The 13467-nt window shown below is 70.2% G+C and carries 13 protein-coding genes; 2 read left to right on the top strand and 11 right to left on the bottom strand.

Translation table 11 applies throughout. The features are described from left to right. Positions 1-8: 8 nt before the first annotated feature. From uvrC to ACIQID_RS00945, 8 genes are all read right to left on the bottom strand, one after another. Positions 9-1913 (bottom strand): excinuclease ABC subunit UvrC, encoded by a 1905-nt coding sequence (gene uvrC / locus ACIQID_RS00980; RefSeq protein ID WP_400281200.1) that lies wholly within the window; start codon positions 1911-1913, stop codon positions 9-11. Beyond that, positions 1913-4801, bottom strand: coding sequence for an excinuclease ABC subunit UvrA (uvrA, locus tag ACIQID_RS00975; RefSeq protein ID WP_312672151.1), 2889 nt, complete (start codon positions 4799-4801; stop codon positions 1913-1915). Before uvrA ends, uvrC begins: the two co-directional genes overlap by 1 nt. A gap of 9 nt (positions 4802-4810) precedes the next feature. Continuing rightward, positions 4811-5386, bottom strand: coding sequence for a hypothetical protein (locus ACIQID_RS00970; RefSeq protein ID WP_400281196.1), 576 nt, complete (start codon positions 5384-5386; stop codon positions 4811-4813). Further along, positions 5383-6690 carry a DUF58 domain-containing protein gene (locus ACIQID_RS00965; RefSeq protein WP_400281193.1) on the bottom strand — a complete coding sequence of 436 codons (1308 nt, stop codon included), beginning with the start codon at positions 6688-6690 and terminating at the stop codon, positions 5383-5385. The genes ACIQID_RS00970 and ACIQID_RS00965 overlap by 4 nt, the downstream gene beginning before the upstream one ends. After that, a complete protein-coding gene (locus ACIQID_RS00960; protein WP_312672146.1) occupies positions 6687-7658 on the bottom strand; it encodes a MoxR family ATPase in 972 nt (323 codons plus the stop codon). The genes ACIQID_RS00965 and ACIQID_RS00960 overlap by 4 nt, the downstream gene beginning before the upstream one ends. Then, a complete protein-coding gene (locus tag ACIQID_RS00955; protein WP_400281189.1) occupies positions 7655-8128 on the bottom strand; it encodes a hypothetical protein in 474 nt (157 codons plus the stop codon). The genes ACIQID_RS00960 and ACIQID_RS00955 overlap by 4 nt, the downstream gene beginning before the upstream one ends. Then, complete coding sequence (locus ACIQID_RS00950) at positions 8125-8880, bottom strand: DUF4129 domain-containing protein (RefSeq protein WP_400281186.1); 756 nt, start codon at positions 8878-8880, stop codon at positions 8125-8127. Before ACIQID_RS00950 ends, ACIQID_RS00955 begins: the two co-directional genes overlap by 4 nt. Positions 8881-8943: 63 nt before the next feature. Beyond that, positions 8944-9387 carry a MarR family winged helix-turn-helix transcriptional regulator gene (locus ACIQID_RS00945; protein WP_062634051.1) on the bottom strand — a complete coding sequence of 148 codons (444 nt, stop codon included), beginning with the start codon at positions 9385-9387 and terminating at the stop codon, positions 8944-8946. A 39-nt stretch (positions 9388-9426) separates the two neighbouring features. On the opposite strand from ACIQID_RS00945, the gene ACIQID_RS00940 reads away from it, so the two are divergent. Beyond that, positions 9427-9675, top strand: a complete 249-nt coding sequence (locus tag ACIQID_RS00940; protein ID WP_060921196.1) for a hypothetical protein — start codon at positions 9427-9429, stop codon at positions 9673-9675. Positions 9676-9686: 11 nt separating this feature from the next. Here ACIQID_RS00940 and ACIQID_RS00935 read toward each other — a convergent pair whose 3' ends face one another. Genes ACIQID_RS00935 through coaE form a run of 3 tightly spaced genes read right to left on the bottom strand, consistent with a single transcriptional unit; the run spans position 9687 to position 12757 of the window. Further along, positions 9687-10034, bottom strand: coding sequence for a TfoX/Sxy family protein (locus ACIQID_RS00935; RefSeq protein WP_136052681.1), 348 nt, complete (start codon positions 10032-10034; stop codon positions 9687-9689). A gap of 11 nt (positions 10035-10045) precedes the next feature. After that, on the bottom strand, positions 10046-12118 hold the full coding sequence (gene uvrB, locus ACIQID_RS00930) for an excinuclease ABC subunit UvrB (RefSeq protein ID WP_312672140.1): 2073 nt from the start codon (positions 12116-12118) through the stop codon (positions 10046-10048). A 3-nt stretch (positions 12119-12121) separates the two neighbouring features. Then, positions 12122-12757: a dephospho-CoA kinase gene (gene coaE, locus ACIQID_RS00925; RefSeq protein WP_400281180.1), complete on the bottom strand. Its 636-nt coding sequence runs from the start codon at positions 12755-12757 to the stop codon at positions 12122-12124. A 128-nt stretch (positions 12758-12885) separates the two neighbouring features. On the opposite strand from coaE, the gene ACIQID_RS00920 reads away from it, so the two are divergent. Next, positions 12886-13443: a hypothetical protein gene (locus tag ACIQID_RS00920; protein WP_400281177.1), complete on the top strand. Its 558-nt coding sequence runs from the start codon at positions 12886-12888 to the stop codon at positions 13441-13443. Positions 13444-13467 lie beyond the last annotated feature (24 nt).

Here is a 13467-nt window from a genome sequence, read left to right as displayed (position 1 = left end):
CTCCCAGCCTAGCGAGTGGACAGGTGCGTATGGATGTTCTGGGCGAGCACCGGACCGATCCCCTGGACCTCCTGGATCTGCTGAGGTTCGGCGGCGCGCAGCGCGGTGACCGAGCCGAAGTGCTTGAGGAGGACCTTGATCCGGGAAGCGCCGAGGCCCGGGACCTCGGCGAGCACCGTCGTGATGTCCTTCTTGCGCTTCTTCCGCTGGTGCGTGATGGCGAACCGATGCGCTTCGTCGCGAAGGCGCTGGAGCAGGTAGAGGGACTCGCTGGTCCGCGGCAGGATGACCGGGAAGTCGTCTCCCGGCAACCAGATCTCCTCCAGACGCTTGGCGATGCCGCAGACGGCGATCTCCGTGTGTCCGGCGTCGCGAAGGGCCCGCGCGGCGGCCTCGACCTGCGGCTGACCGCCGTCGACGAGCAGCAGCTGCGGCGGGTAGGCGAACCGGGGCTTCCGGCGCACCCCCGCCTCGCCGACGTCTTCCGCGACCACCTCGTCGGTGGTGGGGTCGACGGTCTCCTGTTCTTCCGGGCGGTCGAGGTAGGCGAGCCGACGACGCAGCACCTGATACATCGAGTCGGTGTCGTCGGTGGTCTCCGCGATGTTGAACGTGCGGTACTGGTCCTTGCGCGGCAGCCCGTCCTCGAACACGACCATGGACGCCACCACGTTCGTGCCCCCGAGGTGCGAGATGTCGAAGCACTCGATCCGGAGCGGCGCCTCCTCCATCCCCAGCGCCTCTTGGAGATCGGTGAGCGCTTGCGTGCGCGCGACGTAGTCGCTCGTCCGACGCGTCTTGTGCCTGATCAGCGCCTGCTGGGCGTTCAGGGTGGCCGTGCGCATGAGGTCGGCGCGCTGGCCGCGGTGCGCCACCGCGATCTCGACCTTCCGGCCCCGGCGTCCGCGCAGCCACACCTCCAGCTCGGAGGCGTCGTCGGGAAGCACGGGGACGAGGATGCGGCGCGGCACGTCCTGGGCCTCGCCGTATGCCTGCTGGAGGACCTGCTCCACGAGGTCGCCGCCCGAGATGTCGATCTCCTTCTCGATCGTCAGGGCCCGGACCCCTCGGACACGACCGCCGCGGATGACGAAGTGCTGCACGGCGGCGGCGAGCTCGTCCTCGGCGATGCCGAACAGGTCGGCGTCCTCGTCGGCGGGGAGGACGAGGGCGCTCTTGCCGAGCACGGCCTCGATCGCCGAGAGCTTGTCGCGGTACTTCGCGGCCGCTTCGTAGTCCATGGCCGCCGACGCGGCGAGCATGCGCTGCGTGAGCTCGCGGGTGAAGCGTTCGTCACCGCCCGCCATGAACGCGACGAAATCGTCGACCATGGCGCGATGCTCCTCGATCGACACCGTCATCGAGCACGGCCCGCCGCACTTGCCGATCTGCCCGGGGAAGCACGGCCGTCCGGTCTGCATCGCCCGCTTGTAGCTCGCGTCGCTGCAGGTGCGGATCGGGAACGCCTTGATCATCAGGTCGATGGTCTCGTGCACCGCCCAGACCTTCGGATAGGGACCGAAGTAGCGGGCCCCGGGGATCTTCCGGTTGCGGGTGACCAGCACCCGCGGGGCCTCGTCCCCCAGCGTGACCGCCATGAACGGGTACGACTTGTCGTCCCGGTACTTGACGTTGAACGGCGGATCGAACTCCTTGATCCACATGTACTCGAGCTGCAGAGAGTCGACGTCGGTGGGCACGACCGTCCACTCGACGGACGCGGCCGTCGTCACCATCCGGCGCGTGCGTTCGTGCAGGGTCCGCAACGGAGCGAAGTAGTTCGACAGCCGTTGACGGAGGTTCTTCGCCTTCCCGACGTACAGCACCCGTCCGTTGGCGTCGCGGAACCGGTACACCCCCGGGTCGGTCGGGATCTCGCCCGCCCGGGGCTTGTACGGCAGCACGTCGGCCATCAGCTGGCCTTCCGCGCAGAGCGCCCCTCACCCAGGATCTCGGCGAGGAACTGGCCGGTGTGGCTCTCCTCGACCCGCGCGATCTGCTCCGGCGTGCCGGTGGCGAGGATCGTGCCGCCGCCGGAACCGCCCTCCGGACCCAGGTCGATCACCCAGTCGGCCGACTTGATCACGTCGAGGTTGTGCTCGATCACGATGACCGTGTTGCCCTTGTCGACCAGACCGTTCAGCACCTCGAGGAGCTTGCGCACGTCTTCGAAGTGCAGACCCGTCGTCGGCTCGTCGAGCACGTAGATGCTCCGACCGTTGCTGCGGCGCTGGAGCTCGGTCGCGAGCTTCACGCGCTGCGCCTCACCGCCGGAGAGCGTCGTCGCCGACTGCCCGAGGCGCACGTATCCCAGCCCCACGTCGACCAGGGTCTTCATGTAGCGGTGAATGGCCTGGATCGGCTCGAAGAACTCGGCCGCCTCCTCGATGGGCATCTCCAGCACCTCGGCGATGTTCTTGCCCTTGTAGTGCACGGCCAGGGTGTCGCGGTTGTACCGCTTGCCGTGGCACACCTCGCAGTCCACGTACACGTCCGGGAGGAAGTTCATCTCGATCTTGATCGTGCCGTCACCCGAGCAGGCCTCGCAGCGTCCGCCCTTGACGTTGAAGCTGAAGCGTCCGGGCTGGTAACCGCGGACCTTCGCCTCGGGGGTCTCGCTGAAGAGCGTGCGGATGCGGTCGAAGACGCCGGTGTAGGTCGCCGGGTTCGATCGCGGGGTGCGGCCGATCGGCGCCTGGTCGACGTGCACGACCTTGTCGAGGTTGTCGAGCCCGGTCACGCGTGTGTGCTTGCCCGGCACCGTCCGGGCCCCGTTGAGCCGCGACGCGAGCACCTGATACAGGATGTCGTTCACGAGGGACGACTTCCCGGATCCGCTGACGCCGGTGACCGCGGTGAGGACACCGAGCGGGAAGTCGGCCGTGACGTTGCGGAGGTTGTTGGCGCGCGCGCCCACGACGCTCAGCATGCGCTTCTTGTCGATCTTCCGGCGCTTCGCCGGCATCGGGATCTCGCGACGGCCCGAGAGGTAATCGCCGGTCATGGAGTCGGTGTCGGCGAGAAGCGCGGAGTACGGCCCGGAGTGGACCACCGCTCCGCCGTTCACACCCGCGCCGGGGCCGATGTCGACCACCCAGTCCGCGGCCTCGATCGTCTCCTCGTCGTGCTCGACGACGATCAGGGTGTTGCCGAGATCGCGCAGCGTGAGCAGCGTCTCGATGAGTCGGCGGTTGTCGCGCTGGTGCAGTCCGATCGACGGCTCGTCGAGGACGTAGAGCACGCCGGTCAGACCGGAGCCGATCTGCGTGGCGAGGCGGATGCGCTGGGCCTCACCACCCGACAGCGAGCCCGCCGAACGGCTGAGGTTGAGGTACGACAGACCGACCTGGAGCAGGAAGTCGAGGCGCAGGCGGATCTCACGGAGCACCTGTGCGGCGATCTTGGCCTCCCGGTCGGTGAGCTGCAGCTTCTCCATGAAGCCGCGGGCGTCCGCGAGGCTGAGGTGCGAGACCTCGGCGATGGAGTGACCGTGCACCTGCACGGCCAGCACCTCGGGCTTGAGACGGTCGCCGTTGCAGACCGGGCACGGCACCTCGCGGAGGTACTCGCCCCACCGGCTGCGCTGCGTGTCGGACTCGGCCTGCAGGTACTGCCGCTCGATGTACGGCACCACGCCCTCGAAGCCGGAGGCATAGCGCATCTCACGGCCGTAGCGGTTCTTCCACTTGACGGTGACCTTGTAGTTCTCTCCGCGCAGCACGGCTTCCTTGACGTCGGAGTGCAGGTCGCGCCACGGGGTGTCGAGGGAGAAGTCGAGGTCGCGGGAGAGCCCTTCGAGCAGCCGCTCGTAGTACTGGAAGAGGCCCTTGCCCTGTGTGGTCCACGGGATGATGACGCCCTCGCGGATCGAGAGGTCTTCGTCGCCGAGCATGAGGTCCACGTCGACGGACATGCGGGTGCCGAGGCCCGAGCAGGCGGGGCAGGCGCCGAACGGCGCGTTGAAGGAGAACGTGCGCGGCTCGATCTCGGTGAGGGTGAGCGCGTGGCCGTTGGGGCACGCGAGCTTCTCCGAGAAGGTCTGCCAGGCGTCGTCGCCCTCGCCGTCGACGTAGTTGATCTGCACCACACCACCGGCGAGTCCGAGAGCGGTCTCCACCGAGTCGGTCACGCGTCCGAGGATGTCCGGCGAGGCGACGAGGCGGTCGACGACCACGGCGATGTCGTGCTTGTAGCTCTTCTTGAGCGTCGGCGGCTCGGCCAGCTGGATGAGCTCGCCGTCGACGATGGCGCGGGAGTAGCCCTTCGCTCCCAGTTCGCGGAAGAGGTCGACGAACTCGCCCTTCTTCTGCGAGACGATCGGCGCGACGACCTGGTAGCGGGTGCGCTCCGGGAGCTCCATGAGCTGATCCGCGATCTGCTGGACGGTCTGACGCTGGATCTTCTCCCCGCACACCGGACAGTGCGGAACGCCGATGCGCGCCCAGAGCAGACGCATGTAGTCGTAGATCTCGGTGATCGTGCCGACCGTCGACCGAGGGTTGCGGTTCGTCGACTTCTGATCGATCGACACCGCCGGGCTCAGCCCCTCGATGAAATCGACGTCCGGCCGGTCGACCTGGCCGAGGAACTGCCGCGCGTAGGCGCTCAGCGACTCGACGTACCGACGCTGCCCCTCGGCGAAGATCGTGTCGAAGGCGAGGCTGGACTTCCCCGACCCGGAGAGTCCGGTGAAGACCACCAGCGAGTCACGGGGGATGTCGATGTCGACGTTCTTGAGATTGTGCACGCGGGCGCCGCGGACACTGAGTTTTCCTGGGGAAGCAACGGGGACGATGGGCACCGAACAAGTCTACGAGGGGCCACGGACATCGGCTCCGAGAACGCCCAACGCCTTGGCTCCCGCGGCCGCGGCGTCGGCCCGTCTCGCAGCGCGGACCGCGAGCAGGACGCCGGCCAGCAGCATCGCGGCGGCGATGGGCGCGAGGAGCGCGGTCGTCCCGGTGAGCTGCCGCTGGGCGAGCAGCCACACTCCGAACGCGACCGGCTGCGCGAGCAGCTGGACCGTGAGGAAGCGGCCGATGGTCGGGATCAGGACCGGCAGGCCCACACGCGAGGTCAGCGGCACCACGAGACTCAGCGACGCGCACACGTGCAGAGCGTGCACGAACAGCAGCGCCCCTGCCGTCCGACCGGGATCCGGCTCCGTGAGGATCACCCCGAACGGCAGGCATGCCAGCGCCACCCAGGCGGCGAGGCTGCGCGGGATCGCGACGGCGACGAGCGCGGCGAGCACCGCGATGCCCTGCCACAGCGGGAACGGGATCAGCAGCAGGGCTCCGCCGGCGGCCACGGCGACCACCGCGAGCCGGATGACGGCGCCCGGCACCGCGGCGCCGATGTGGAACGAGCGGAGGGGACGACTCATCGGCGCCCCGTCCGCCGACGCGCGAGGCGATGCCCCGCCAGCCGCATCGCCGCATCGGCTCCGCTCGGCCACGGCACCACCTCGATGCCCGCGTGTACCAGCTCGGTCAGGATGTCCGCGCGCTCGGCGAGCAGCGTGCGGAGCGCGATGCGCTGTTCCCGGGTGAGACGGGTCTGCTCCGGCACCGGGAGCACATCGACGGCCACGACGGCGTGACCGGCGGCGCGCCAGCTCGTCGCGAGCCGCGCGGCGACGCCGTCGACGAACGTCGAGAGCACGAAGACGATCGAGCCGGGCGGCACCACCGGCGAGCGACGGTACGAGGGGTCGATGCCGAGACCGGTGGCGGCAATGGCGCGGCGGAGACGGGCGAGGTGCCGCACTCCGCCGCCGGACGGCAGCGAGACCCCGGCCGGGGAGAGCGCGTGATAGGCGACACGGTCCCCGACGCCGACGGCGGTCGTGGCGATCGCGAGGGCCGCTTCGCGCGCGTGGTCGAGCGAGGTGACTCCGGAGCGATCGGCGTCGCCGCTCCCCCACGCCGCGACGACGGCGCCCAGGTCCTCGGCGGTGTCGATCGCGATGACCACCGAGGAATCGCTCAGCGCGTCGTCCCTGCGCACCAGCAGGTCGCCGGGGCGACGGGCAGCCCTCGCGGTCGCGCGCCAGTCCACCCGTCGGAGCTCATCCCCCGGGACGAAGGGCTGGATGTCGCGGAAGTCCCCGCCCTGACCGGGACGCGTGCCCGGATGCACACCGTGGAGTCCGGTGAGTCGCGGCGCCACCGGGAGGGCGCTGATCCGCGCGTCACGCGGCGGCGCGTTCCAGGCGACGGCCGTCCGGGGAAGGAGCCCCGTGACCCAGGCACCGTCGAGGTCGAATCCCCGCGCCGTCACGCCGAGCGGCTCGCTCGGACCGGAATGCTGCAAGGTGCTGCGCGCGGTGACGCACGCGGCGCCCGGCCGCACGTCCGCGAGGCCGGTGCGCCGCCCGTCCTGATCCACGGCGACCTGCACGGCGTCGGCCGTCAGCAGCACGTCCACGGTGGTCCGCACCTCGGGACGGTCGCCGTCGCCGGCCGCCTGGGCCCGCAGCACGAGGCGCGCGTGTTCGGGACGGGGACGCGAGAGGAGCGCCCAGCCGGCGGTCAGCGCCAGCGGCAGCCCGAGGGCGACGACGTCCGGACGGGAGAGGGCGAGCCCGACACCCGCGACGATCGCCGCGCCGGCGATGCCCAGCGCGATGGCCGGTGTGCGCCGCCAGGTGAGCGCGGCGGTGGACTGCGCCGCCGTCTGGTCCGTCACGGCGTCGTCGCGACCGTCGGAGGCACCGGCGTCCGAGCGAGAGCCGCGTCCACCACCGTCCGCGGGTCCACGCCCTGTGCCCAGGCCTGCGGCGTCAGCGTCAGGCGGTGCGCGAGGACCGGCACCGCGACGCGCTTGATGTCGTCCGGGCGCACGTACGCCCGGCCGTCCAGGGCGGCGAGCGCGCGCCCGAGGAGGACGAGCGCCTGCGAGCCGCGCGGGGACACGCCGACGGATACCGTCGCCGCCTCGCGGGTCGCTCGGGCGAGATCGACGGCGTACCGCACGACATCGGGATCGACGTGGATGCGCTCGACGGCGGCCTGGAGGCGCCGGAGACCCTCGGCGTCGAGCACCGGGTCGACGTCCATGTCGGGACTCTGCCGTTCCACCCGGTCGAGGATGATGCGCGCCTCCTCCTCCGGCCCCGGGTAGCCCACCGCGAGCCGCACCATGAACCGGTCGAGCTGGGCTTCCGGCAGCGCGTACGTCCCCTCGTACTCGATCGGGTTCGAGGTCGCGATCACATGGAACGGCCGTGGGAGCGCGAACCGGTTGCCCTCCACCGTCACCTGGCGCTCGGCCATGGCCTCGAGCATGGCCGACTGCGTCTTCGGCGTCGTCCGGTTGATCTCGTCCGCGAGCAGCAGGCCTGTGAAGAGAGGGCCGGGGCGGAAGACGAACTCTCCGGTCCCGGGCGCGTACACATACGAGCCGGTGACATCGCCGGGGAGCATGTCGGGAGTGCACTGCAGCCGACGGAAGTCCAGCCCGAGCGCCCCCGCCAGACTCCGCGCGGCGAGCGTCTTGCCGAGGCCGGGGACGTCCTCGAAGAGCACGTGCCCACCGGCCAGGATCGTGGCGAGCGCGAGGGTCAGGGGCTCGTCCATCCCGACGACCGCTGTCCGGACGCCGGCGAGCACGCGGCGTCCGACGTCGGCGATCTGCCCGGTCTCGTCGTTGGTCATGATGTCTCCTCCGTGTCGGTCGGGATGCGGTCGAGGGCGTCGAGGACGCGCTCGATGTCGGCGCGCTGCACGTCACGCGCATGCAGGGAAGCGCGGACGCCGTCCCCCAGCATCGCGTCGATGCGCGGGTGATCCTCGGGATCGTCGAGGTCGAGGCCGCGATGAGCGAGACGGCGCCGGACGACGCCCTGGACGCGCCGTACGACGACATGTCCGGCGACGCCCGTACGCGTGTTGATCGCCCAGGCCATCCGTGACACGTCCGAGCCGCGCGCCTCCGCCCGCGGGGCCTGCGGTGGCCACACCACCGCCTCGTCGACGAAGACCTGCCGGGTGGCTGCGACGACCGCGAGCAGGATGAGGGCCCACGCGACGGCGAAGGGTGCGGGCACCCCGAACGCCATCAGCAGTCCGAGGAGAGCGGCCGCGACGAGGACGCCGATCACCGTCAGGACGATCCTCCCCTTCATCGCCACCCCTCCTTGATGCCCCGGAGGGCGGCCGCCGCGCTCCGGCGGTCCTGTTCCCCGGCGACCGCTCCCCCGAAGCGGACGCGCTCGTACAGACCCTGCAGCGCCAGGACCTCGGCCGCGATGCCCTGGCGGGCGCCGACCACCCGGGCCGTGAACTCCGCCGGCGTCTCGGCCGGCCCGCGACCGTGACCGGCGTCGGCGGCGGACTCCTCCAGCCCGACCCACGCGGCGACGATCGCGTCACCGGGGTCGGTCCTCTCGGTCACGGTGCGCAGCGCGGCGGACACCCCGCGGCGGATGACCTCCTCGTCCGGGGGCGCCGCGGGAGTGCTGGCACCGCCCTCCGCGGCGGCGGCGATGACCTCACGGCGATCGAGCGGACGTGCCTGCCACAGACGTCGAAGGAAGCGCAGGAGCTGGCGCAGGACCACGATGACCAGCGCGAGGACGGCCAGCGTCAGCAGCGCCCCGAAGATCACGCCGAGAACCTGCGCGAGCGCGGAATCACCCCACGACTCCGGGGGCGGTGGTGTGCCGGTCGCCGACGGCATCGGGAGGACGACGTCCTCCGGGGGCGACGGCGTGCTCTCCGGTCCCGACGACGAGAACTGCGGAGTGCCCTGTCCCGCGGCAGCGAGCATGAGGAGGCCGAACAGTCCGGCGATCGCGGCGAGGCCGAGCAGCGACGAAAGTGGCCCTGTCCGGCGCACGGTCCCCGGCCCACGGACCGGAGGCTCTGGGCGCGACATGCCTCCACCCTAGGGGTGCGGTTCGGCGCGGCCGCGTTCAGGGGCGGGGCGCCGCGGAACCGATCAGCTCTGCTCCGAGCGCCGCCCCGCGAAGGCTCCGAGCCCGTCCCGGAGAGCGGCGATCTCACCGATGCCCATCCCGACAGCGGCCATCACCTGCCGCGGCACGTCCACGGCCCTCGCGCGCAGAGCCGCGCCGGCGTCGGTGAGCGTGATCTCCAGCCGGCGCTCGTCCTCGCTGCTGCGCTGCCGGGTCACCAGGCCGTCGGCCTCGAGCCTCTTGACGAGCGGCGACGCGGTCGCGGGCTCCAGCGCGAGGTCGGCCGCGAGGTCGTTCAAGGTCCGCGGCGACCGCTCCCACAGGGCGAGCATCACCAGGTACTGCGGGTGCGTCAACCCGAGCGGCTCGAGGATCGGCCGGTAGATCGCGACGACGTTCCGCGCCGCCGTGACCACGGCGAAGCAGAGCTGGTTCTCGAGCCGGAGCAGATCATCGGTGTCAGTCACGACCCCGACTATACATCTGCACGAATCATTAGTACACTAATGAACATGTCACGCGACTCCAGCCGCCCCCCTCTTCGCACCCGCATCCGCGAGGCGGGGGGCCTTTACACCTGGGTGAACACCAACCTCGTGCGTCTCGCCGGTCCGGCCTCGGTCGGGCCCTACGAGAAGACGCCCCCGCCCAGCGCCGCGGAGCGCGCGGAACGGGCCTGTCCGCTCTGCGGTGCGCCGATGACCGAGCACGAGATCGACCGCTCCGGCCCGAAGACGCTGGTGCACTGCCCGTAGACCCCTCGGCGTCAGTCGTCGTCGTCGGCGAGGGCGGCGCCGACCGACTCCCGGGCCATGTCGATCCAGGTCATCAGCGCGCCATCGTCGGCGATCGCCGAGGCGGAGACATCGATCCACCCGGAGCCCATGGTGCGGGATCCCATCACGGCGCGCGATGCTCCGGGCAGGGTTACCGCGACGGCGCCGTTCTCCTCATCCACGCGGACGAGAAGCGTCCCGTCCTTCCGGGCGCCCACGAGGATGCGCCCCTCGTCGAGGAACGCCCTGGTCCCGAACATCCGGCGCTCCTCGATGGAAGGATCGGCCCCGAGCAGTGCGCGGACGCGGTCCGCGAGTTCCTCTCCTGCGGCATCCATCTCGACTCCGTCTACGCGTGCCCGGCCCGCTCCATCGACCGGAGCTCCTTCTTCAGATCCTGCACTTCGTCACGCAGGCGTCCGGCGAGCTCGAACTTCAGCTCGGCGGCGGCCGCGAGCATCTGATCGGTGAGGTCCTGGATCGTGGCCTCCAGCTGCTGGGCGCCTTCGGCAGCGATCCCGGTGCGCCGCAGGTTCGGTGTCGGCGACTTCCCCTTGCCCGACGCCCGGCCGCGGCCGGACATCAGCTCTGCCGTGTCCTGCCCCTCGCGCGCCAGCACCTCGGTGATGTCGGCGATGCGCTTGCGCAGCGGCTGCGGGTCGATGCCGTGCTCCTTGTTGTACGCGATCTGCTTCTCACGGCGACGGTCGGTCTCCTCGATGGCCTTGGCCATGGAGTCCGTCATGTTGTCCGCGTACATGTGCACTTCACCGGAGACGTTTCGCGCGGCGCGGCCGATGGTCTGGATGAGCGACGTCCCGGAGCGGAGGAACCCTTCCTTGTCGGCGTCGAGGATCGCGACGAGCGACACCTCCGGGAGATCCAGTCCCTCGCGCAGCAGGTTGATACCGACCAGGACGTCGTAGACCCCGGCGCGCAGTTCGCTGAGGAGCTCGACACGACGCAGGGTGTCGACGTCGGAGTGCAGGTAGCGCACCCGGACGCCGTGCTCGCCGAGGAAGTCGGTCAGCTCCTCCGCCATCTTCTTCGTGAGCGTCGTGACGAGCACGCGCTCGTCACGCTCCACGCGGAGCCTGATCTCTTCGAGGAGATCGTCGATCTGCCCCTTCGACGGCTTGACGATGATCTCCGGATCGACCAGACCGGTCGGGCGGATGATCTGCTCCACCACGCCGTCGGCGATGCCCATCTCGTACTTGCCCGGGGTCGCGGAGAGGTAGACGGTCTGCCCCACGCGGTTCTTGAACTCGTCCCAGCGCAGCGGTCGGTTGTCCATCGCGCTCGGCAGCCGGAATCCGTGATCGACCAGAGTGCGCTTGCGGGAGGCGTCGCCTTCGTACATCGCGCCGATCTGCGGCACCGTGACATGGGACTCGTCGATGACGAGCAGGAAGTCGTCCGGGAAGAAGTCGAGCAGCGTGTGCGGGGGCTCGCCCGGCATCCGTCCGTCCATGTGACGCGAGTAGTTCTCGATGCCGGAGCAGAATCCGAGCTGCTGCAGCATCTCCAGGTCGAACGTGGTCCGCATCCGGAGTCGCTGCGCCTCGAGGAGCTTGCCCTGACGTTCGAACTCCTTCAGCCGTTCCTCGAGCTCGTGCTCGATGGTGCCGATGGAGCGCTGGATGACGTCGGTACCCGCGACGTAGTGCGACGCCGGGAAGATCGGCACGGCGTCGAGCTTCTCGATGACCTCGCCCGTGAGCGGGTGCAGCGAGTAGAGCGCCTCGATCTCGTCGCCGAAGAGCTCGATGCGGATGGCGTGCTCCTCGTACACCGGGATGATCTCGATCGTGTCGCCGCGCACGCGGAAGTTGCCGCGCGAGAAGTCGACGTCGTTGCGGTTGTACTGCATCGCGATGAACTGACGGATCAGGGCGTCGCGGTCGTACCGCTCCCCCACCTGGAGCGCGACCATGGCGCGCAGGTACTCCTCCGGGGCTCCGAGCCCGTATATGCAGGAGACGGTCGACACCACGACCACGTCGCGACGGCTCAGCAGGGAGTTCGTCGTCGAGTGGCGGAGGCGCTCGACCTCCGCGTTGATCGAGGAGTCCTTCTCGATGAAGGTGTCCGTCTGCGGGACGTAGGCCTCGGGCTGGTAGTAGTCGTAGTACGAGACGAAGTACTCGACGGCGTTGTTCGGCATGAGCTCGCGGAACTCGTTGGCGAGCTGTGCGGCGAGGGTCTTGTTGTGCGCGAGCACGAGCGTGGGGCGCTGCACCTGCTCGACGAGCCAGGCCGTGGTCGCCGACTTGCCTGTTCCGGTCGCACCGAGCAGCACGATGTCGGTCTCGCCCGCGTTGATGCGGGAAGCCAGGTCGGCGATCGCCTGCGGCTGGTCACCGGCGGGGGCGTACTCGCTGATGACCTCGAAGGGGCGGACACTGCGGGTGGGCTGCATACATCAAGCGTATGCCGCCCCTCCGACATCGGGGCCGCGTCCCTGCGCTCGGAGCCGGTCCCAGAGCGCGTCCGTCTGTGCCAGCGTGTCCGCGATCGATCCCGCGGTGTCGATCACGACGTCGGCGATCGCGAGCCGCCTGTCGTCCGGGACCTGGGCGGCGATCCGCCGGCGCGCCTCCTCCGGCGTCATCCCGCGCAGCCCGATGAGCCTCTCGAGACGGACCTCCTCGGGAGCGTGCGCGACGACGATCTCATCCCACGGGTCATCGACACGCGCCTCCACGAGAAGCGGCACGTCGTAGACGACGACGGCATCCGGATCGGCACGGAACGCGGCGTCGAAACGGCGCTGGGACTCGGCCCGCACGGCAGGGTGCACGATGGCGTTCAGCTGCGCGAGACGGTCCGGATCGGCGAACACGGTCGCCCCGAGCGCGGCCCGGTCGAGCGATCCGTCCTCGGCGATGACCTCGTCGCCGAACGTCCGCGCGATCGCACGGAGGACCTCGGATCCCGGCGCCTGCACCTCGCGCACGATCCGATCCGCGTCGACGACCTCCGCGCCGAGCTCGGCGAGCCGGTCGGCGATGGTGGACTTCCCCGACGCGATGCCTCCGGTGAGAGCGATGAGCGGCATCCGACCATCCTGCCACGCCGGCCAGGGCCGGGCTCGCACGACGCTGCGGCAGAACAATCGGGAAAGCCTCGGTCCGTCTTGAGGAAGACTTGACCGTCCCCTGAGGTGTGCTGCGTAACGTCGGAGCCATGACCCACACGGAAGCCCGCACACGCCCTCTCCGCACTGAGCGACGCTCACGGCGGCGCCCGATCATGGCGTTCGCGCTGGCCGTCCTCGCGACGGGTGGCATCGGCGCCGCCCTCACCAGTGCCGCGTGGACCGACAACACGTTCTTCAGCGCCCCCGCCGCGGCGGCCACCTTCAACCTCCAGGGCTCCACCGACGGGACGACCTGGAAGGACTCGGCGGCCAAGAACAGCATCGAGCTCGTGGTCCCCGCCGAGAAGCTGGCGAACCTGCTCCCGGGCGAGACCCGCACCATCAAGCTCTGGGTGAAGAACGTCAGCTCGGTCAATGCCGCGCTGACGTCGACGGTCGAGTACGCCCCGGGTAACACGGCGACGGACTTCACCGTCAAGCCGACCGCGACGGTCACCGGACTCGCGGCCTCGCTGACCTCCTCCGGTTCCACGGCGACCGATGAGTTCGAACTCGTCGTCACCACGCCGGCGGACTGGGCGACGAGCAACCAGGGCAAGACCGGCACGATCCTGGTCACGGTCTCCGCCACCGCCACCAACTGACCCCTCACCCGCAGCAGAGACGAA

Origin of the sequence: Microbacterium sp. NPDC091676 (genome assembly GCF_044756645.1) — a bacterium.
Classification (GTDB): domain Bacteria; phylum Actinomycetota; class Actinomycetes; order Actinomycetales; family Microbacteriaceae; genus Microbacterium; species Microbacterium paraoxydans_D.
This window is presented reverse-complemented; position numbering and strand designations above follow the sequence as displayed.